The following is a 19,837-nucleotide window of genomic DNA, read 5'->3' on the forward strand; positions in this document are numbered from 1 at the left end:
TCAGCATCACTTATCGTCTTACATACGCAGGCGTCTTTAACATTCCAAATCACTGTTCGTATCGGATTGTTACGCCACCAACACGCAGAATGACGCGGTGTTAGGACTCAAGGCACAAACGCGGACGTCTAAGGGTAACAATCTGAATTAAGGCAACTTTTCCGGAGGTCCAGGACAAAATCCTTAACGCCTCAGGCGTCCGGATACACAAAGCCCGGGTGCAACGACCCGGGCTCTGCAGACATTTGTTGAACGCCGCGCGCTGACGCTGCGACGCTCCTACAAATCAGTTCGACTGACGGCGAAGGAATGCCGGAATTTCGAGCTGATCGTCGTCATGCTGCGAGCTCTGCGGAACCGAACGACCGTGATCGTCGAGGTTGCCACGACGCGGTGCGTAGAGGCTTGCCTCAGGCGACAGCGGACGGCGCTGCTGCTGAACCGGAGCCGGTGCGGCGGCTGGTTCGACATGCTCTTCTTCGTCGCGACGGCCCAGCGAATTGGTGATTCGCTTCAGAAGTCCCATCGGGCCGCGCTCTTCCTGCACATGGCTGGCAGGCTGGGTGCGGTGATCCATCTCGGCCTTAACAACCGGCGGGAAATCCTCGACCTTCGGCATGCGGACCGGTTCCATGACAGGTTCGCGGTAGACAGGCTCCTGCTGGACCGGCTGTGTCATGCGCGGCGCTGGCTGCTGTGTCATCTGCGGAGCCGGACGCGCAACCTGTGGAGCGGCTTCGACAGGTGCGGACTGTGCAAACAGACGGCTCTGCGGACGGAAAGCCTCTTCTGCCGGTGGCTGCTGCTGCATGACAGGCTGCGGCGCAGGCGCTGCAGGCTGATGCATGACCGGCTGCGGGATAGCCAGTTCGCGTTCCATGTCGGCTTCGGCCTGGCGGATGGTCTCGGCGATCGGATCGACAGCCTTGGGAGCCATTGGCGCAGGCGCTGCGGCCTGAACCGGTGCCTGCATCATGACAGGCTGCTGTGCGGCCGGAGCCGGAGCAACGGCCGCCGAAGGACGGATAATCGGCTTCTGGGCTGCGCGCATTTCAGCGGCACGCAGGTCGATTTCGCCATGGGCGCGGTCGATGCCGGTGGCAACCACGGAAACGCGGATGATACCTTCCAGCGCTTCGTCGAAGGTTGCGCCGAGGATGATGTTGGCGTCCGGATCGACTTCTTCGCGGATGCGGGTTGCCGCTTCGTCGACTTCGAACAGCGTCAGGTCGCGACCACCGGTGATGGAGATCAGCAGGCCCTGTGCACCCTTCATCGAGGTCTCGTCGAGCAGCGGGTTGGCGATAGCAGCTTCCGCTGCCTGCATCGCACGGCCCGAGCCCGAAGCTTCGCCGGTGCCCATCATCGCACGGCCCATTTCGCGCATCACGGAACGAACGTCCGCGAAGTCGAGGTTGATGAGGCCTTCCTTGACCATCAGGTCGGTGATGCAGGCAACGCCCGAATAGAGAACCTGGTCGGCCATGGCGAAGGCGTCGGCAAACGTCGTCTTGTCGTTGGCGATGCGGAATAGGTTCTGGTTCGGAATGACGATCAGCGTGTCGACCGACTTCTGCAGTTCCTGGATGCCCTGTTCGGCAAGCCGCATGCGGCGACCGCCTTCGAAGTGGAACGGCTTGGTAACAACGCCAACCGTGAGGATACCCTTGTTGCGGGCAGCCTGTGCAACGACTGGAGCAGCACCGGTGCCGGTGCCGCCGCCCATGCCGGCGGTGACGAAGCACATATGCGTTCCGTTAAGATGATCGATGATCTCGTCGAGGCATTCCTCAGCGGCAGCGCGACCGACTTCCGGCTGCGAACCTGCGCCGAGACCTTCGGTGACCTGCACACCCATCTGGATGATCCGCTCGGCCTTGGTCATGGTCAGCGCCTGGGCATCGGTATTGGCAACGACGAAATCGACGCCTTCCAGCCCTGCGGTGATCATGTTGTTGACGGCATTGCCGCCGCCGCCGCCGACGCCGAAAACGGTGATCCGAGGCTTCAGCTCGGTAATATCAGGCTTTTGAAGCTTGATCGTCATTGTACCTGTCCTTCTTCTCGTGGCCGCATTGCCGAGCTGGCCAATTCATTGCAACTTCTCTGATCCGGGAGCAGAGCCCGGGTCAAAAACTTTCCTTGAGCCATTGCCCGACGCGGGCGAGACGGCCGTTTCCATTTCCGAGCGAGCCGATCAGGCCGCTCTGGGATGCATGTGTTTCGAGGTCCGCGACCTGCGGGTAGATCATCAGTCCGACGGCCGTCGAAAAGGCCGGGCCCTTGGCGGCAGCCGGCAAGCCGGAAATGCCCATCGGACGACCAATACGAACATTGCGGGCCAGAATGTGACGGGCCGTCTCCGACAGGCCGGTCAACTGGCTGGCACCGCCCGTCAGAACCACGCGCTTGCCGACGATCGGGCTGAAACCCGATTTCTGGATCCGGTCACGAATCAGTTCCAGCGTTTCTTCGATGCGGGCCTTGACGATTCGGGTGACGAGCGAGCGTGGAACCTGGGTCGGCTGGTCGCGGTCGTCCTCGCCGATCGGTGGAACCGAAATCATGTCGCGGTCGTCTGCGCCGTTGGAGACGGCCGAGCCATGCACGACCTTCATCCGCTCGGCATCCTCGATCCGGGTCGAAAGACCACGTGCAAGGTCAGTGGTGACGTGATGGCCACCGAGGCCGATCGCATCCGTATGAACGAGCTTGCCCTCGGCAAACACCGAAATTGTTGTCGTACCGCCGCCCATGTCGATCGCCGCACAACCCAGTTCGACTTCGTCGTCGACAAGGGCTGCAAGGCCGCTGGCATATGGCGTTGCCACCATGCCCTCGACGGACAGATGCGCCCGGTTGATGCAGAGCTCGAGGTTGCGCAGCATCACGCGCTCGGCGGTGACGACATGCATATCGACGCCCAGCATATCGCCGTACATCGCCAGCGGATCGCGGATCCCGACTTCGCCATCCAGCGTGAAGCCGGTCGGCAGCGAGTGAAGGATTGCGCGGTCCTGGCGAGCCGACTTCTGGCTGGCTGCGACGAGAACACGCTTCAGATCGGCCGATTCGACTTCCTGTCCACCGAGGTCGATCGATGCCGTATAGACGTCGCTGGTCAGACGACCGGCAGAAACATTGACGATGAGGCTGTCGACCGTGAGGCCGGCCATGCGCTCTGCAGCGTCAACCGCAAGACGGACGACGCTTTCCGCCGCATCGAGATCGCCGATGACGCCGGACTTGACGCCGCGCGAACGCTGGTGGCCGATGCCGATGATCTCGACATGATGGGTCCGACCCGGCAGGATCTGGCTTTCCTGCTTAGGCGTCAGCCGCGCAATCATGCACACGACCTTGGTCGAGCCGATGTCGAGCACCGAAACGATGTGGCTGCGCTTGGAAGACAGTGGCTTCATGTGCGGAAGCCCGTAATTGGAAGAACCGAATACACTCACGTCTCTCCTGCCTTCTTCAACGCCTTCGTGCGTGCCTCGACTGCCTCGTTGCGGCGTTCGGTGGCGGCAGAAGTAAGTTCAACGGTTGTGCGGTCGTGCAGGCGAAGATCGACGGCAGCGATGTCACGCTCCAGGATCCGTTCTTCCTTTTCCAGACGAGCCAGCACGCTGAGCGCGGTCTCGACCTGGGTTTCCGGCAGCTTCAGGACAACGCCGTTGTCGATGTGCAAATCCCAGCGACGACCGGCGACGCGGACGTACGCCTTTACCCGCGAGCGAAGCTCCGGCCACGCAGCCATCTGATCGACAAAAGCGGATGCGGCCTTGTCTGCTTCACGACCCACGAACAGCGGCAGGGAAGCGAACTTGCTGTCCCGCAGCGGCGCGATGATGGAACCGTTCTTTTCGATCAGAGCGAGATCCGAACCGTTCTGCCAGATCCCGAAAGCTTCGCGCTCCTTGAGCATGACTTCGATCGTGCGCGGATAGACTTTGCGGACTTCGGCATAGCGAACCCAGGGAAGCTCGGACAGCTTGCGGCGCGCCTGATCGACATCGAGAGCGACCAGCGAGGTCGTGCCGTCGAGACCGAGAAGCTGCAGGATGTCGATTTCCGACGTCTGGTCATTGCCCGAGACGCGAACGTCTTCGATGGCGAAACCGACGGCAGCCGTCGTCGCCTGAGCAACCGTCTGGGCATGGCCGCCAAGCGACATTCCGTAGAGGCCGACGACTGCGAAGAAACCGAATGTCGCAAACGTGCCGGTATGGTCAGGGATATGGATGCGGCCCGTCGCAAGGCTCAAGCCGAAGCGGACGACGCGGCGCAGTGGACGCGGCAGTACACGACGCTCTTCAGCGCCGAGATAGTTTGCCCGGCCGTGATCGTCAGCTTTTTTGCTATTCAACGCAAACACGACGCGTCCTCCACCATCCAACGGACGAGACCACCAAAAGTATGACCAGCATGAACAGCCATCTCAGGCACAAGCGAGGTCGGCGTCATCCCGGGCTGGGTGTTGATTTCGAGCCAGATGACTTCGCCGTCTTCGGAAAACCGGTCGTCGAAGCGAAAGTCCGAACGACTGACGCCACGGCACCCCACTGCCCGATGCGCCTCAAGCGCCAAGGATTGAATTTTTTGGTAAATATTTGGTGAAATTTGTGCGGGAATGACGTGGCTCGAACCACCGACGGCATATTTCGCATCGTAGTCGTAGAACGCATCACCGTTCGGGATGACTTCCGTCACACCCAGCGCCACGTCGCCCATGACGCCGCAGGTCAGCTCGCGGCCATAGACATAACGCTCGACCATCACCTGGCTGCCGTATTTCCATTCCTTCGAGGTAATGATCTGCGGCGGGTGAGACTGGCCTTCCTTGACGATGACGACGCCGAAGGACGAGCCTTCGCGCACCGGCTTGACGACGTAAGGCGTGGCGATCGGATGCTCATTGGTAAACTCATGGCGATCCATGACCTTGGCTTCAGCAACAGGAATACCGGCAGCCTTAGCCACGTGCTTTGCCTGCTGCTTGTCCATCGCGAGAGCGGAGGCCAGAACGCCGGAATGCGTATAGGGGATCTCGAGATATTCGAGCACGCCCTGGATGGTGCCATCTTCACCGAAGGGACCATGCAGCGCATTGAAGGCGACATCCGGGCGCAGGCTGGCAAGAACCGCTGCGACATCACGATCGACATCAACCCGCGTCACCTTGTAACCCTCGCCTTCCAAAGCCTCAGCACAGGCGTTGCCGGAAGACAGGCTGACCGGCCGCTCGGAGGAAAACCCTCCCATCAATACAGCCACATGCATGTCGTTCATCAACCACTCCCGGAAAAGGGCTTTAGGCTTAAGCGACATCGCTTGCGCCAAACTTGTACGACCAACAATTCTTTCTCAGATCTGATCGCCAGGCTATTGGTGCACCAAAATGGTTAACAAATCGTTTACTTTCCTTAATGGGAGAACCCAACAGGCTGAAATTGAAGCACAAATTAGATTTTGAAATGGTTAATGCAGGACTTGAGGTCGCATGGTACCGCACGGGACATGGAGCTCGAACAGCTGCTCGAGCGCGGTAAGATCGCAATGGATCAGGGGTGAAAACGTGCCGTTTATTGCGCGTTTTTTGTTTTACTCGTCAGAAAACTGCTGTATGTCGCAGCCGGTACTCCTAGAGAGCCGCATATTTAAATCTCCTGAATTGGAATCAGTATGACAAACGCGACGCCTCCCGCTTCGCCGTCAGCTGAGCCGTTAGCGCATGTTGCAATGAATTCTCCTGCACGCGTCCTGACGGCCAGCCTGGTCGGCACGACGATCGAGTTCTTCGATTTCTACGTTTACGCGACGGCTGCGGTCCTCGTCTTCCCGGCGCTGTTCTTCCCCAACAGCGATCCGACGACCGCACTGCTTGCCTCGTTCGCAACCTTCTCGATCGCATTTTTTGCCCGCCCGCTCGGTGCCGTCGTGTTCGGCCATTTCGGTGACCGGATCGGACGCAAGACAACGCTGGTTGCCGCACTTTTGACCATGGGCATTTCCACCGTGATCATCGGCCTGCTGCCGACCTATGAGACGATCGGCGTGGCAGCACCGCTGCTTCTGGCGCTTTGCCGTTTCGGCCAGGGCTTTGGCCTCGGCGGCGAATGGGGCGGTGCTGTTCTGCTCGCGACCGAAAACGCACCTCCGGGTAAGCGCACCTGGTACGGCATGTTCCCGCAGCTTGGCGCTCCTGTCGGCCTGTTCCTGTCTTCGGGCGTGTTCTGGATCCTGCTGCACTTCATGTCGCAGGATGCGCTTCTATCCTGGGGCTGGCGCATTCCGTTCATTGCATCGATCCTGCTGATTGCCGTTGGCCTTTGGGTACGCCTCTCGATCACCGAGACGCCAGCCTTCCAGAAGACGATCGACAAGCAGGAGCGGGTCGAGATCCCGGTCGTGGAACTGTTCCGCACGCACAAGCGCAGCCTGGCGCTTGGCACTTTCGTGGCGCTTGCAACCTTCGTGCTGTTCTACATCGGCTCGGCCTATCTTCTGTCCTACAACGTCAAGATCCTGAAGATGCCGTTCCTCGATGCGCTCGAGGTGCAGTTGCTCGGCTCGATCGTGTTCGGCATTTTCATTCCGATCGTTGGCAAGCTGGGTGACCGCTACGGACGCCGCGAGATGCTGATCGTGACGACGGTGCTGATCGGGCTGTTCTCGTTTGTCCTGCCGGCACTGATGACCAATGGCGAAGGCATGATCTTCCTGTTCGTCGTACTGGCGATGGTGCTGATGGGCATGACCTATGGCCTGATCGGAACGGCACTGGCCGCTCCCTTCCCGACCGCGGTCCGCTATACGGGCTCGTCGATCACCTTCAACCTCGCCGGCATCTTCGGCGCGTCGCTCGCGCCCTATATCGCAACCTACCTCCAGGCCAATTACGGCATGGCCTATGTCGGCTACTATCTCGGCATCGCTGCCGTGATCACGCTGGTCTGCATCCTCCTGTCGGGCAAGGACGAGGTCTAAGCTAAACCGGAATCAAAATGACAAAAAAGCCCGCGAAGTCTCTGACTTCGCGGGCTTTTTTTGTGTGAACTGTCACTCTCCTGGATGTAGCCGGTGCTTGCGACGGCTGCTTCGCTCCGCAAGCAAGACGGCAACCCAACCCGCTCCAGCGATCACAAAGGGCAGGACATACAGGAAGAAGAAAGTGGGTGCGTTCATGAGATCAACTCTCCAAGAGCACGTCTTGCACCCCAATGTAGTAGCAAACCGCCGGAAATCCAAGCCAGCGTCGAAAGGGCGATAGACAGCGAGATACCAGCCGACGCTGCTCCGTTGGAAAGCGAGACAGCCGGAGCTATGAAACCCGCGGCCACACAGGCCGTCGAAAGCCTGTCCAGCGAATTCGCCAGAAGTTTGGTTCGCTCGTTGTGTATCAGCGTCATTCGCCCATCCTTGAAGAAGGACTAGTTATAGCTACTCCGTCGTCGCACCCTGGAAGGGCCGCACTTCCCGGCCTGGCATGAAGATACCGAGGCGCTTGATCTCCCACTCCAGCTTGATGCCCGATTTGTCGAACACGCGCTGGCGCACCATCTCGCCGAGATATTCGAGATCATAGCCGGTGGCATGGCCAATATTGATCATGAAGTTGCAATGCAGCGACGACATCTGGGCGCCACCGTTCATCAGACCGCGGCCGCCGGCCTCGTCGATAAGGCTCCAGGCGGAATGGCCTTCCGGGTTCTTGAAGGTAGAGCCGCCGGTCTTTTCCTTGACCGGCTGCACGGTCTCGCGGTGCTGGCGAACAGCGTCCATGTCGGCGCGGATCTTGGCACGGTCCTCCGGGTACCCTTCGAACACCGCATGGGTGAAGATCAGGTCCTTGGAAGCCGATGAATGGCGGTAGCTGTATCCCATGTCCTCGTTGGAAAGCACATGCTCGTTGCCCTCGCGATCGACGGCATGGACTTCGACCAGCCGCTCGGCAGTCTCCCCGCCATTGGCGCCGGCGTTCATCCGCAGCGCCCCGCCAATCGAACCCGGTATGCCGTAGTAGAAGGCAAACCCGCCGATACCATTGTCCATCGCCATCGCAGCGAGGTGCTTGTCCGGGCAGATCGCACCGGCCTTGATCCGGTTGTCACCCATGAGATCGAGCTGGCCGAACCCCTTGGCAGAGAGACGGACCACAACGCCCGGAATACCACCATCACGCACCAACAGATTGGAGCCGACGCCGACAACGGTCAAAGGGACCTCTTGCGGCAGCATCTTGAGGAAAGTCGCGAGATCCTCGGCGTCATGCGGCTGGAACATCAGCTCGGCAAGTCCGCCCGCCTGAAACCACGTGACCCGATCCATCGGTGCATTCGGCGTCAGACGACCACGCAGGTTCTTGACGCCGTCCCCGAGTGACGTCAGCAGCTTTTCCCCATTCACTTGTTTCATTCTACTGTCCCGAAAATCTCTCAAGTTCCTTCGGCAACGACGCAGCCCATTGCGTAATGTTGCCTGCCCCCAGAAGCACCACGAAATCCCCCGGCTTCGCAATGCCGGAGACGATCGAAGCCAGTTCGCTCGGAGAGGTCATGTAACGCGCATCGCGGTGGCCGCTCGATTTGATCCGCGACACCAGCGATTCTGAATTGACCCCTTCGATCGGATCTTCCCCCGCGGCATAGACCGGCGCAAGGATGATACTGTCGGCATCGTTAAAGCAATTCGCAAAATCGTCAAACAGGCTCGACAACCGGGAGAACCGGTGCGGCTGGTGGACGGCGATGACACGCCCCTGGCATGCCTCGCGCGCTGCCTTCAGCACGGCCTTGATCTCGACCGGATGGTGACCGTAATCGTCGAAGATGGAAACGCCGTCGACAGTGCCGGTCAGCGTGAAGCGGCGCTTGACGCCCGAGAAATTCGCAAGACCCTTGCGGATATTTTCTTCCGATATCCCGAGCCGGTTTGCGACGGCAATCGCAGCCGTTGCGTTGGAGATGTTGTGGCGGCCTGGCATCGGCAACACGAGATCCTTGAAGGTGAAGATCCGGCCGGTGCGACGGCGACGGATTTCCACGTCGAAGATCGACTTGGTGCCCTCCATGCGGATGTTCGAAAACCGCGCATCGGCCTGCGGGTTCTCGCCATAGGTGACGACCTTGCGGTCCTCGATCTTGCCGACCAGCGCCTGCACTTCCGGGTGATCGAGGCAGAGAACGCCGAAGCCGTAGAAGGGCACGTTCTCGACGAATTGCCGGAAGGCCGCTCGCACCGCGTCGAAATTGCCGTAGTGGTCCAGATGCTCGGGATCGATATTCGTCACAACCGCGACGTCGGCCGGCAGCTTCAGGAAGGTACCGTCCGATTCGTCGGCTTCCACCACCATCCACTCGCCCTCGCCCATGCGGGCGTTGGTGCCGTAGGCATTGATGATGCCGCCGTTGATGACCGTCGGATCGAGATTGCCGGCTTCGAGCAACGCCGCGACCATCGAGGTCGTGGTGGTCTTGCCATGCGTGCCGCCGATCGCAATCGCGTTGCGGAAGCGCATCAGCTCCGCCAGCATTTCCGCGCGCCGGACGATCGGCAGCGATTTTTCTCGCGCAGCAACCAGTTCCGGATTGTTCTTCTTGATCGCTGTCGAAACGACCACGACTTCCGCATCGCCGAGGTTTTCGGCGGTATGGCCGACGAACACCGGAATGCCCTTGTCGCGCAGGCGCTGCACGTTGGCGCTATCGGCCTGGTCGGAGCCCTGAACGTTGTGGCCGAGATTGTGCAGCACTTCGGCGATACCGCTCATGCCGATCCCGCCGATGCCGATGAAATGAACGAGGCCAATAGCCTTCGGCATCTTCATGCCCGTACTCCCTTGAATTCTGCAATATTTTTACGTTCAGCAACCGCGGTGACGAGGTCTGCGAGTGCGATCGCCGCATTGGGCCGACCTGCCCGCTTGGCGGCTGCCGCCGTCTTTTCCAGCCGCTCCGGCTCATTCATGGCAGACGATATCATCGCCGAGAGGCGTTCCGGCGAAAGCTCGGACTGCGCCACGACCTCGGCTCCGCCGGTCGCAACGAGCGCCGCCGCATTGGCCGCCTGGTCGTGATCCAGAGCATAGGGATAGGGCACCAGAATGGACGGTCGCCCGATCACCGAGATCTCCGATACCGTCGATGCACCCGAGCGGCACACCACGAGATGCGCCGCCGCAAGACGCTCGGCCATGTCGGGGAAGAACGGCGAGATTTCTACCTTCGAATTCAGCTTGCCGAAGCACGAGCCGACACGGCCCTGATCCTCGGGGCGTGCCTGCTGTGTCACAACCAGCCTGTCCCGCTCGGATTGATCGAGAAGGCTCAAGGCCGTGGGCACGGCAGACGAGAAGAACTGAGCGCCCTGGCTACCACCGAACACGACGAGCCGGAACGGATCAGTTCCCCGCGACGCGACGTAGGGCACGTTTGCGGCTTCCAGAACCGCGGGGCGCACGGGATTGCCGGTCGTTACGGTCTTTGCCGCGTATGTGCCGGTCGTTTCGGGAAGAAACCCGCCAGCGATCGCCTGCACCCTCGAAGCCAGCGCCTTGTTGGCCCGGCCCATCACTGCATTCTGCTCATGGATGATCGTCGGCACGCCCATGCCGGTCGAGGCCATCAATGGCGGGACTGTTGGATAGCCACCGAAGCCGACGACCGCGATCGGCCGCAAACGCGATATCAGCTTGCGCGCGGCGCGAAGACCGGTCCAGAGCTTCCAGGCAGTCCGCGCCATCGCGATCGGATTTTTCGATCCGAACGTCGCCGACGGTACGACATGAATCTCATCAGCCGGAAACTTGCCAGCAAAACGCTCGGCGCGGCTGTCGGTCACCAGATGCACGGAAAAGCCCCGTGCTTTCAGCTCGTGACCCAATGCTTCCGCAGGAAAAAGATGACCGCCGGTTCCCCCGGCGGCTAACAGAATAATGCCCTTGCTCATATACCTACTCCGCGGGAACTCCGGACGCGACGCGGAACAAGCTGCGTTCCTGCGCGCGCCGTTCCGGCCGGTGACGTGTGAGTGCCAGAATAAAACCAGCTGTCACACATATGGCGATCATCGACGATCCGCCATAGGAGATCAACGGAAGCGTCATTCCCTTGGCCGGCATCAACTCGAGATTGACGCCGATGTTGATCATCGACTGTATGCCGATCTGCAGCACCAGCCCGGCGACGGCAAAGCGGTTGAAGTCGTTGCGCTCGTTGAAGGCATGCTTGAGGCCGCGCAGCACGATGAAGGCGAAGATTGCAACAAGCGCCATGCAGAAGATGATGCCGAATTCCTCGGCCGCGACGGAGAACACAAAGTCGGTGTGACTGTCGGGCAGGATCCGCTTGACGATGCCCTCGCCCGGGCCCTGGCCAAACCAGTTGCCGCGCACGATCGCCTCATGCGCTGTCTCCACCTGGAAGCGGTCGCCTTCGCCGGTTAGGAACTTGTCGAAACGGGCCGTCACGTGCGGCAGCATGTAATAGGCCGCAAGAAGACCGCCGACACCGACACCGCCAAGCAGAACGATCCAGAGCCACGGCATGCCGGCCATGAAGAACATGCCGCCCCACACGATGCTGGTCAGGATCGTCTGCCCAAGGTCGGGCTGCGCGACAAGAAGGGCCGCGACGATGCCGAACAGGATGATGGCGAAGAGATTGCCCGGAATTTCAGGCTGCCGTGCGTGCTCTGAAAACAGCCAGGCGCAGACCACCACGAAGGCGGGCTTCATGAATTCGGACGGCTGGATGGACAGCGCGCCAACACCGATCCAGCGCCGCGCCCCCTTGACCTCGACGCCGAAGAACAACGCCAGAACCATCGCGGCCAGCGAAAGAGCAAGAAGCACGATTGCGGTCCTTCGTACCTGACGCGGGGTCAGGAACGACAGGCCAATCATGATGGCGAGTGACGGAATGAGGAAAACCGCATGGCGTTCGACGAAGTGGAAGTCTGAGAGACCGATGCGCTGGGCAACGGCTGGCGATGCCGCAAACGACAACATGAACCCGATGCCCATCAGCATGATAAAGGCCGCCAGGAAAAAACGGTCGATCGTCCAGAACCAGTCTGCGAGCGGTCCACGGTCTGCGCGGCTTACCATATTCAGTTTCCTTTTCCGGTATCGACCAGCATGTCCACACTGTCGAGAGCTGCGACGAGTGCGACAAACGCATCGCCGCGCACTTCGAAATTCTTAAACTGATCAAAGCTGGCGCATGCCGGCGACAACATCACTGCCGACGAAACAGTGTCGGCTGCCGCATCTGCGGCTGCATGGGTAACAGCCCGTTCGAGCGTGCCCGAAATTTCGTAAGGGACCGTGTCTCCAAGAGTTGCTGCGAATGCCGGTGCTGCTTCTCCGATCAAATAGACTTTTGTTATATTCTGGAAGAGTGGTGCGAGGCTTGCGATGCCGCCTTCCTTGGGAAGACCGCCCGCAATCCAGTAGATCCGCTCATAGCTGGAAAGCGCAGGGGCCGCGGCTTCGGCGTTCGTTGCCTTCGAATCATTGACGAAAACAACATGGTCCCGTCTCCCGACCGGCTGCATGCGGTGCTTGAGGCCCGGGAATGACCGCAGACCGGCGCGGATGTCATCCGCAGAGACGCCGACCGCCAGGCAGGCAGCAATCGCCGCCGCCGCGTTCTGAGCGTTGTGGCTGCCCTTCAACGTCGGGATGCCATCGAGGTCGACGAGAGCGGAAGACACGCCGCCATTCATCTCGATGAGCCGGGTTGTCTCGGCATAGATACCATCGGCGACCGCATTACGCTTGGAAATGCGACGAACCTTGACGCCTGTGCGCTCGACCCGGTCGGCGATCAGCGTCGAATAGCTGTCGTCGACGCCGATGACGGCGGTCTTCGCCCCAGCAACCAATCGCTCCTTGATGTCGGCATAATGCTGCATCGTGCCGTGACGGTCGAGATGATCGGGCGTGAGGTTAAGCAATATGCCGGCCGTGGGATTGAGCGTCGGGGCCAGATCGATCTGGTAGGACGAGCATTCAACGACGTAATAGCGTTCGGCCTTCGGCGGATCGAGCGTCAGGATCGCCGTCCCGATATTGCCGCCCAGCTGCGTGTCGCGCCCGCTTGAGCGCAGGATATGCGCAATCAGCGCCGTCGTGGTCGACTTGCCGTTGGTGCCGGTGATGGCGATGAACGGGCAGTCCGGTGCATGCGCCCGGCGCTCGCGCACGAAAAGCTCCACATCACCGATGATCTCGACGCCGGCAGCACGCGCCAGATCGGCGCTCCAATGCGGCTTTGGATGGGTCAGCGGAACGCCCGGAGACAGAACGAAGGCCGCCTGCGCGCTCCAGTCGATGGTTCGCAAGTCCGCCGTCTCGATGCCGGCAACGTTTGCCTTGGCGACGCTGTCAGGATTGTCGTCCCAGGCCAGAACCGTGGCACCGCCGGCAACCAGCGCCTGCGCGGTCGCCAGTCCCGAACCACCGAGACCGAAAAGCGCGACACGTTTTCCGTTGAATGTCGTGACCGGGATCATCGGATCACCGCAGCTTGAGGGTCGAGAGGCCGAGCATCGCGAGGCCGACGGCGATGATCCAGAACCGGATCACGACCTGGCTTTCGGTCCAGCCAAGCTTTTCGAAATGGTGATGGATCGGCGCCATCAGGAACACACGCCTGCCGGTCATCTTGAAGAAGCCAACCTGAATGATCACGGACATCGTTTCCATCACGAACAGGCCGCCGATGATCGCCATGACGATCTCGTGCTTGGTGGCGACGGCAACCGAACCGATCAGGCCGCCGAGTGCCAGCGAACCCGTATCGCCCATGAAGATCGCAGCCGGCGGGGCGTTGAACCAGAGAAAGCCGAGGCCAGCCCCGATCACCGCGCCCATGATGACGGCGAGCTCACCGGTTCCGGGGACAAAATTGATCTGCAGATAGCCTGCAAAGACGGCGTTACCGACGAGATAGGCAATCACCCCGAACGACGCGGCGGCAATCATGACCGGCACAATCGCCAACCCGTCGAGACCGTCAGTCAGGTTGACCGCATTGCCGGCGCCGACGATGACGAAGCCACCGAACAGGATGAAGAAATAGCCGATATTGATCAGGAAATCCTTGGCGAAGGGAAAGGCGACCGAGGTTGCCAGATGCGGGTTTCCCGCAGGCTCCGTCACCATCGCAAGTCGCATCATGAAGAACACGGCGATGCCGGCGATGAGGAACTCGATGCCGAGGCGCGCCTTGCCGGAAAAGCCCTTGTCGGTCTGCTTGGTGACCTTGAGATAGTCGTCATAAAAACCGATCGCGCCGAATCCGAGCGTCACGAGCAGCGTGGCGACCACGTAGATGTTGGAAAGATCGGCCCAGAGCAGCGATCCGCCGACGATGCCGGCGAGAATCATCAACCCGCCCATGGTCGGCGTACCGGCCTTCTTGAAATGGGTCTGCGGTCCGTCGGCGCGGATCGGCTGACCCTTGCCCTGACGGATTCGGAGTGAATTGATCATCCGTGGCCCGAACATGAAGACGATGAACGCCGAGGTGAAGAGCGCTGCTCCCGTCCTGAACGTGATGTATCGGAACAGGTTGAAGAACTGAATCTTGTCTGCCAGTTCCACGAGCCAGATCAGCATAAAGGGCCCTTTCAAAAAAGCCGCGTCGTCTTAAGGTTGGCGGTCCGTGTCGGAAAAAGCCGGGTAGTTGTCAAGCAGCGCGGCAACGATCTTGCCGAAACCAAGCCCAAGTGACGACTTCACCATCAGCACGTCGCCGGGAATGACGGAGCGCACGACGTATTCAGTCAGTGCGTCCGTCGTTTCGAAATACTGTACGTCGACACTATCAGGCAGCGCATCCCGCAGAGCGGCCATTTCCTTGCCGGCGAGCCAGACGTGCTCGATCCCGGAGGCGAGCAATGGCCCGCCCAGCTCTTCGTGCACCTGGGTCGAGAACTCGCCCATTTCCAGCATGTCGCCGAGGACGGCAATACGGCGACCGGTGAGTTCCGGTGCTGTCGCTGCGAGCAGGGAGATCGCGGCCCGAACCGAGGCAGGATTTGCGTTGTAGCTCTCGTCGATCAGCGTCAGATGGCCTTCGCCAATACCGAGACGATGGCGCTGTCCCCGGCCCTTGACGGCCTTGAGTTCGGCCAGCGCCTGCCCCACCGAGCCCATGTCGGCACCGAGGAGGAGCGCCGCTCCTAAAACTGCCATGGCATTTTCGGCGATGTGGCGGCCAGGTGCGCCGATCACAAACTCCTTCGTCTCGCCATTGAGAACGGCCCAGATAACGGAGCTCTCGGCATTGCCCTCGAAATCGGCAAGGCGATAGTCGGCCTTTGCATGCTGGCCGAAGGTCATGACATGGCTGACGCCCAACTCGTGGGCTTTCTGTTCCAGCAGCGCAAACTGTGCATTGTCGTGGTTGAGGATGGCAGCCCCGCCGGGCTCGATACCCTCAAGGATCTCGGCTTTGGCAGCCGCGATCTCTTCGAGACTGTTGAAATGCCCGAGATGGGCGGCAGCAATCGTCGTGATGATCGCCACATGCGGGCGCACCATTTTGACCAGCGGCCGGATTTCGTCGGCATGGTTCATGCCGATCTCGAACACGCCGAAATCCGTATCGGACGGCATGCGTGCGAGCGTCAGCGGGACGCCCCAGTGATTGTTGAACGAGGCGACGGCCGCATGCACCTTGCCGGACGGGGCAAGTGCATGGCGCAACATTTCCTTGGTCGTCGTCTTGCCGACCGAACCGGTCACGGCAACGATACGGGCGCGACTGCGGTCACGTGCCGCGATCCCGAGCTTGACGAGTGCGGCCAGCACGTCCTCGACGACGATCATCGGGATCGTCAGACGGCCCATTGCCGGCAGCTTCGCTTCTGAAACGACGATCAGCGATGCACCGTTGGCAATCGCCATGCTGGCATAGTCATGCCCGTCGACCCGGTCACCCTTGATGGCGAAAAACGCTTCACCCTCGGTGATTCCGCGGCTGTCGATCGAAAGACCGGTGACGCCTTCCGGCATCTGCCCGATCGGCCGGCCGTCCATGACGGTGGCCATTTCCTGCGAGGTCCAAAGAAAGCTCACGATGCTACGCCCTCCGCCAGGTCCTGCAATGCCTTGCGCACTTCGACATGATCGGAGAACGGCAATGTCGTTGCCCCAACCGTCTGTCCTTCCTCATGCCCCTTGCCGGCAACGATCAGCGTATCGCCAGTTTTGAGCAGTCCGACCGCGTGACGGATTGCCTTTGCCCTGTCGGCGATCTCTTCCGCGCCCGGCGCTGCCGCCATGATCTCGGAGCGGATCGTGGCCGGCTCCTCGGAGCGAGGATTGTCGTCGGTGACGATCACCACGTCCGCAAGGCGGGTGGCAATCTCTCCCATGATCGGACGCTTGCCCTTGTCGCGATCTCCGCCGCAGCCGAACACAACGACCACGCGGCCGGTGGTGAACGGACGCACGGAGCTCAGAACGTTCTCGAGCGCATCGGGCTTGTGGGCGTAATCCACATAGGCAAGCGCGCCATCCTTCGTCTGGCCGACAAGCTCGAGCCGGCCGGATGCGCCGACGAGCTTTTCAAGCGCTGCCATGGCAACAGCGGCCGGAACGCCGGTCGACATCGCAAGTCCTGCGGCAACCAGCGCATTGGCCACCTGGAAGTCGCCCGCGAGCGGGATATCGACCTCATAGATCTTGCCGTCCGCATGGATCTCCGCGGTCTGCTTGTGACGGAAGTGTTCGACACGCTTCAGGCAGAGATAGCCGCCCTTGCGCCCGACGGTCCGGATGCTGAGGCCTGAAGCAAGTGCCACCTCGATCGCAGTTTCAGTCCAGCGGTCGTCGGCAAAGATCACGGCCGGAGCGCCCGCAGGTGCCAGCGTATCGAACAGCCGCATTTTGGCGGCCATGTAGCTCTCGACGGTCGGATGGTAGTCCATATGGTCGCGGCCAAGATTGGTGAAACCGACAGCCGACAGCTTGACGCCGTCGAGACGGCTCTGGTCGAGACCGTGGCTGGACGCTTCCATCGCCGCGTGGGTGACGCCTTCGGACGCGAGTTCCGCCAGCAGCTTCTGAAGCTCGACGGGATCAGGCGTGGTCAGCGAGCCGTAGTCGTTGCGATCAGGCGAGACGACGCCCGTGGTGCCGATCTGTGCAGCCGCATGGCCGGCATAGGCCCAGATCTGCCGGGTGAAAGAGGCAACCGAAGTCTTGCCGGCAGTGCCTGTTACCGCAACCATCGTCTCCGGCTGAGCGCCATACAGCCGAGCGGCAGCGATTGCTAGAAAGCGGCGTGGATTGTCCACGACCACAACCGGGATGCTGCTGTCTGCCGGATGGGACGCGATGGCGACAACCGCGCCCTTGGCGGCGGCATCGTCGACAAAGCGCGACCCGTCAGCCTTGGATCCAGCAAGAGCTGCGAACAGCATGCCCTCGGCGATTTGCCGACTGTCCGAGGAAAGACCGAGAATATCCACATCACCGGCTGGTCCAGCCAGGATATCGGCCGCTTCCGGAAAATCGTCTCCGGCAAGATCGCGCAGTTTCATCGGTAATCTTTCCATCTAACAGCAGGCTCCCTCACGAATCGAGGGCCCGTTCTTGATCCTCAATAAGACACAAGCAGGGCAGAACCGTCATTGCCGAATTTTGGCTTTACACCGAGAATGGGAGCAGACCGCGCGATGATCTCCTTGACCATGGGTGCTGCGGACATTGCAGCAAGCGCGGCGCCATTGCCTTTGTCGGTCTTCGGCTCGTCGCTGAAGGACAGGACGACATAGCGCGGATTGTCCATCGGGAAGGCCGACAGAAACGCGTTAAAGTTCTTGTCGTGGGCGTAGCGGCCGTTGACGACCTTGTCCGCCGTTCCGGTCTTGCCGCCCACATTGAAGCCGGCCACGCGCGCATTGCGGCCCGATCCGTTGATGCCGTTCCATTCGAACAGGAAGCGCATGTCCTTGCTGGTTGTGGGCTTCATGACCTGGGTGGCGATCTCGTCGGCCTGCGCCTGGGTGCGGGGCAGGAATGTCGGCGGAACGAGCTTGCCGCCGTTGACCAGTGCCGCACCGGCAACAGCCGTCTGCAGCGGCGTCGTCGACACGCCGTGACCGAACGAGATGGTGATGGAGTTGATCTTCTTCCATTCGCGCGGCTGACTTGGCATCGCGATTTCCGGCAGTTCGGTCTTCATCCGGCTGAGAAGTCCAAGCCGCGTCAAAAAGTCCTTGTGTCCTGCAATGCCGACCATGTCGGCGATCTTCGCCGTGCCGATGTTCGAAGAATACTGGAAGATTTCCGGAACGCTCAACACGCGCCCCTTGCCATGGAAGTCCTTGATGGTGAAACCGCCGATGCGGATCGGGAAGCGAGCATCGAACGAGCTTTGCAGGTTCATCTTGCCGTCATCGAGACCCATGGCGAGCGTGAAGGATTTGAAGGTGGAGCCCATTTCGAACGTGCTGTTCGACATGCGGTTCATCCAGCCCTTTTCAGCGTCCACGCCATTCGGGTCGTTCGGATCGAAATCCGGTGCCGATGCCATGCCGAGGATTTCACCGGTGTGAACGTCGATGACGACGGCGCCTGCACCGATCGCCGAGTATTTGCCGATCGATTCGGCAACGACCTGCTGAACGATTGCCTGGACGCGCAGATCGATCGACAACTTGACCGGCTCAAGCGGCTGATCGGAGGTCATGCCGACGGCCGCAAGGTCCGCGAGACCCTGGGAATCGATGTAGCGTTCCATTCCGGCGACGCCGCGGTTGTCAATATTGACGTAACCGACGAGATGCGCAGCAGTTCTGCCACCGGGATAGAAACGGCGCTTCTCAGGCCGGAAACCGATACCCGGGATGCCGAGTGCCAGAATCTGGCTCTGCTGCTTCGGGGTCAGCTGGCGGCGCAGCCACTGGAAATGCGAATTGGAGCGAAGCTTCGTATAGGTGCCCTTCACGTCGAGATCGTTCAGCACGGTCGCGAGCTTTTCGATCACCTCGTCGGCGTCGACGATCTTGTGCGGCTCGGCAAACAGCGAGACGGTGCGGATGTCGGTGGCCAGCACCTCGCCGTTGCGGTCGACAATATCCGGGCGCGACGCCATGAACCGGTCTGCCGGCAGAATGCTCGACGTTACCTCAGGCATCGCAAAGCCGTATTGCACGAGACGTCCGCCGATGACGCCGTAGAACGCGACAAAGCCGGCGATCAGGAGACCGACGCGGTTTTTCGCCTGGGCGGACTTGCGCTTGCGCGTACCTTCAAAGGACGCGCCGCGCATCGATGGGCGGCCACGGCCACCGGCCGAAAAATGCGCCCTGCTCTTCAAAACCATGATTCGTGACAGGAAGGACATCAGCGTCTCACCGATCCGGTTGAATGAACATCAAGAGAAGAAGCGCCACGGTTTTTGGGCACCGGTATTTTCGAAGGCGGTCGGGACTTTGCAGCCTCGACGCCCTTCAGCGCCGCTGCGACTTCACTGTCCTTGCCGGAAATGATGTCCTCGATGGTGGTCTCGGGCTGCGGCAGACGCGACTTTATCATCGGCAATTCCTTGGGCATGGCGAGTTGCGTCGTATCGGTCGCGCCAAGGCCGAGCTCGGTGCCATAGACGCCGATCAGCCGGTGAAGACGGTTCGGCTGGGTTAGAAGCGCCCAGTCGGCCCTCAAGAGATCGATCGTATCTTTCTCGAGCCTGATCTCGGTTTCGAGACGCCGGACCTCTTCAAGTTTCTCATCGGCGCGATGCTTGATCGAATAGGTCACGACAGCCGTTGCCGTCATGACGCCGATCAGCACGAGATCGAAGCTTCTCAACATCCG

Annotated in this window: 15 protein-coding genes; 1 reads left to right on the forward strand and 14 read right to left on the reverse strand. The window is 60.7% G+C overall.

Annotated features, from left to right (window positions below):
• Nucleotides 1–286 precede the first annotated feature (286 nt).
• The 4 genes from ftsZ to ACQY1K_RS10375 form a co-directional block, all read right to left on the reverse strand.
• On the reverse strand, nucleotides 287–2,047 hold the full coding sequence (gene ftsZ, locus ACQY1K_RS10360; protein ID WP_430257295.1) for a cell division protein FtsZ: 1,761 nt from the start codon (nucleotides 2,045–2,047) through the stop codon (nucleotides 287–289).
• A gap of 82 nt (nucleotides 2,048–2,129) precedes the next feature.
• Nucleotides 2,130–3,461, reverse strand: coding sequence for a cell division protein FtsA (gene ftsA / locus ACQY1K_RS10365; RefSeq protein WP_062581091.1), 1,332 nt, complete (start codon nucleotides 3,459–3,461; stop codon nucleotides 2,130–2,132).
• Entirely contained in the window at nucleotides 3,458–4,378 is a 921-nt protein-coding gene (locus tag ACQY1K_RS10370) for a cell division protein FtsQ/DivIB (RefSeq protein ID WP_062456190.1), read from the reverse strand. Before ACQY1K_RS10370 ends, ftsA begins: the two co-directional genes overlap by 4 nt.
• Nucleotides 4,366–5,292, reverse strand: a complete 927-nt coding sequence (locus ACQY1K_RS10375) for a D-alanine--D-alanine ligase (protein ID WP_430257296.1) — start codon at nucleotides 5,290–5,292, stop codon at nucleotides 4,366–4,368. Before ACQY1K_RS10375 ends, ACQY1K_RS10370 begins: the two co-directional genes overlap by 13 nt.
• Nucleotides 5,293–5,685: 393 nt before the next feature.
• Here ACQY1K_RS10375 and ACQY1K_RS10380 point away from each other — a divergent pair, with 393 nt between their 5' ends.
• The gene (locus ACQY1K_RS10380) at nucleotides 5,686–6,990 is read left to right on the forward strand and encodes an MFS transporter (protein WP_062581096.1); all 1,305 of its coding nucleotides are present in this window, start codon (nucleotides 5,686–5,688) and stop codon (nucleotides 6,988–6,990) included.
• 453 nt (nucleotides 6,991–7,443) lie between these two features.
• Here ACQY1K_RS10380 and murB read toward each other — a convergent pair whose 3' ends face one another.
• The 10 genes from murB to ftsL are packed head-to-tail and all read right to left on the reverse strand — an operon-like array spanning nucleotide 7,444 to nucleotide 19,834.
• Nucleotides 7,444–8,418, reverse strand: a complete 975-nt coding sequence (murB, locus tag ACQY1K_RS10385) for a UDP-N-acetylmuramate dehydrogenase (RefSeq protein WP_113110663.1) — start codon at nucleotides 8,416–8,418, stop codon at nucleotides 7,444–7,446.
• 1 nt (nucleotide 8,419) lies between these two features.
• Nucleotides 8,420–9,829: a UDP-N-acetylmuramate--L-alanine ligase gene (murC, locus tag ACQY1K_RS10390; protein ID WP_062581099.1), complete on the reverse strand. Its 1,410-nt coding sequence runs from the start codon at nucleotides 9,827–9,829 to the stop codon at nucleotides 8,420–8,422.
• On the reverse strand, nucleotides 9,826–10,950 hold the full coding sequence (gene murG, locus ACQY1K_RS10395; RefSeq protein WP_192077030.1) for an undecaprenyldiphospho-muramoylpentapeptide beta-N-acetylglucosaminyltransferase: 1,125 nt from the start codon (nucleotides 10,948–10,950) through the stop codon (nucleotides 9,826–9,828). The genes murC and murG overlap by 4 nt, the downstream gene beginning before the upstream one ends.
• 4 nt (nucleotides 10,951–10,954) lie before the next feature.
• Nucleotides 10,955–12,109 (reverse strand): putative lipid II flippase FtsW, encoded by a 1,155-nt coding sequence (gene ftsW / locus ACQY1K_RS10400; RefSeq protein WP_062456173.1) that lies wholly within the window; start codon nucleotides 12,107–12,109, stop codon nucleotides 10,955–10,957.
• A 2-nt stretch (nucleotides 12,110–12,111) separates the two neighbouring features.
• Complete coding sequence (gene murD, locus ACQY1K_RS10405) at nucleotides 12,112–13,518, reverse strand: UDP-N-acetylmuramoyl-L-alanine--D-glutamate ligase (RefSeq protein WP_430257297.1); 1,407 nt, start codon at nucleotides 13,516–13,518, stop codon at nucleotides 12,112–12,114.
• Nucleotides 13,519–13,522: 4 nt separating this feature from the next.
• Nucleotides 13,523–14,626, reverse strand: a complete 1,104-nt coding sequence (gene mraY, locus ACQY1K_RS10410) for a phospho-N-acetylmuramoyl-pentapeptide-transferase (protein ID WP_062456167.1) — start codon at nucleotides 14,624–14,626, stop codon at nucleotides 13,523–13,525.
• A gap of 30 nt (nucleotides 14,627–14,656) precedes the next feature.
• A complete protein-coding gene (locus ACQY1K_RS10415; RefSeq protein WP_430257298.1) occupies nucleotides 14,657–16,090 on the reverse strand; it encodes a UDP-N-acetylmuramoylalanyl-D-glutamyl-2,6-diaminopimelate--D-alanyl-D-alanine ligase in 1,434 nt (477 codons plus the stop codon).
• Nucleotides 16,087–17,559 carry a UDP-N-acetylmuramoyl-L-alanyl-D-glutamate--2,6-diaminopimelate ligase gene (locus ACQY1K_RS10420; protein ID WP_062456161.1) on the reverse strand — a complete coding sequence of 491 codons (1,473 nt, stop codon included), beginning with the start codon at nucleotides 17,557–17,559 and terminating at the stop codon, nucleotides 16,087–16,089. Before ACQY1K_RS10420 ends, ACQY1K_RS10415 begins: the two co-directional genes overlap by 4 nt.
• 59 nt (nucleotides 17,560–17,618) lie before the next feature.
• Nucleotides 17,619–19,367, reverse strand: coding sequence for a peptidoglycan D,D-transpeptidase FtsI family protein (locus ACQY1K_RS10425; protein WP_062581106.1), 1,749 nt, complete (start codon nucleotides 19,365–19,367; stop codon nucleotides 17,619–17,621).
• Nucleotides 19,367–19,834 (reverse strand): cell division protein FtsL, encoded by a 468-nt coding sequence (gene ftsL / locus ACQY1K_RS10430; RefSeq protein WP_430257299.1) that lies wholly within the window; start codon nucleotides 19,832–19,834, stop codon nucleotides 19,367–19,369. The genes ACQY1K_RS10425 and ftsL overlap by 1 nt, the downstream gene beginning before the upstream one ends.
• Nucleotides 19,835–19,837 lie beyond the last annotated feature (3 nt).

This window comes from Neorhizobium sp. IRS_2294 (assembly GCF_050500145.1).
In the GTDB taxonomy this organism is placed as follows: Bacteria; Pseudomonadota; Alphaproteobacteria; order Rhizobiales; family Rhizobiaceae; genus Neorhizobium; species Neorhizobium soli.

What these genes read in the sequence shown, in the direction of transcription:
- murB (WP_113110663.1), bottom strand. Translation starts at nt 8,418, where the DNA reads ATGAAACAAGTGAATGGGGAAAAGCTGCTGACGTCACTCGGGGACGGC.
- ACQY1K_RS10375 (WP_430257296.1), bottom strand. Translation starts at nt 5,292, where the DNA reads ATGAACGACATGCATGTGGCTGTATTGATGGGAGGGTTTTCCTCCGAG.
- ACQY1K_RS10425 (WP_062581106.1), bottom strand. Translation starts at nt 19,367, where the DNA reads ATGTCCTTCCTGTCACGAATCATGGTTTTGAAGAGCAGGGCGCATTTT.
- ftsW (WP_062456173.1), bottom strand. Translation starts at nt 12,109, where the DNA reads ATGGTAAGCCGCGCAGACCGTGGACCGCTCGCAGACTGGTTCTGGACG.
- ftsZ (WP_430257295.1), bottom strand. Translation starts at nt 2,047, where the DNA reads ATGACGATCAAGCTTCAAAAGCCTGATATTACCGAGCTGAAGCCTCGG.
- ACQY1K_RS10380 (WP_062581096.1), top strand. Translation starts at nt 5,686, where the DNA reads ATGACAAACGCGACGCCTCCCGCTTCGCCGTCAGCTGAGCCGTTAGCG.
- murG (WP_192077030.1), bottom strand. Translation starts at nt 10,950, where the DNA reads ATGAGCAAGGGCATTATTCTGTTAGCCGCCGGGGGAACCGGCGGTCAT.
- ftsL (WP_430257299.1), bottom strand. Translation starts at nt 19,834, where the DNA reads ATGTTGAGAAGCTTCGATCTCGTGCTGATCGGCGTCATGACGGCAACG.
- mraY (WP_062456167.1), bottom strand. Translation starts at nt 14,626, where the DNA reads ATGCTGATCTGGCTCGTGGAACTGGCAGACAAGATTCAGTTCTTCAAC.
- murC (WP_062581099.1), bottom strand. Translation starts at nt 9,829, where the DNA reads ATGAAGATGCCGAAGGCTATTGGCCTCGTTCATTTCATCGGCATCGGC.
- murD (WP_430257297.1), bottom strand. Translation starts at nt 13,518, where the DNA reads ATGATCCCGGTCACGACATTCAACGGAAAACGTGTCGCGCTTTTCGGT.
- ACQY1K_RS10420 (WP_062456161.1), bottom strand. Translation starts at nt 17,559, where the DNA reads ATGAAACTGCGCGATCTTGCCGGAGACGATTTTCCGGAAGCGGCCGAT.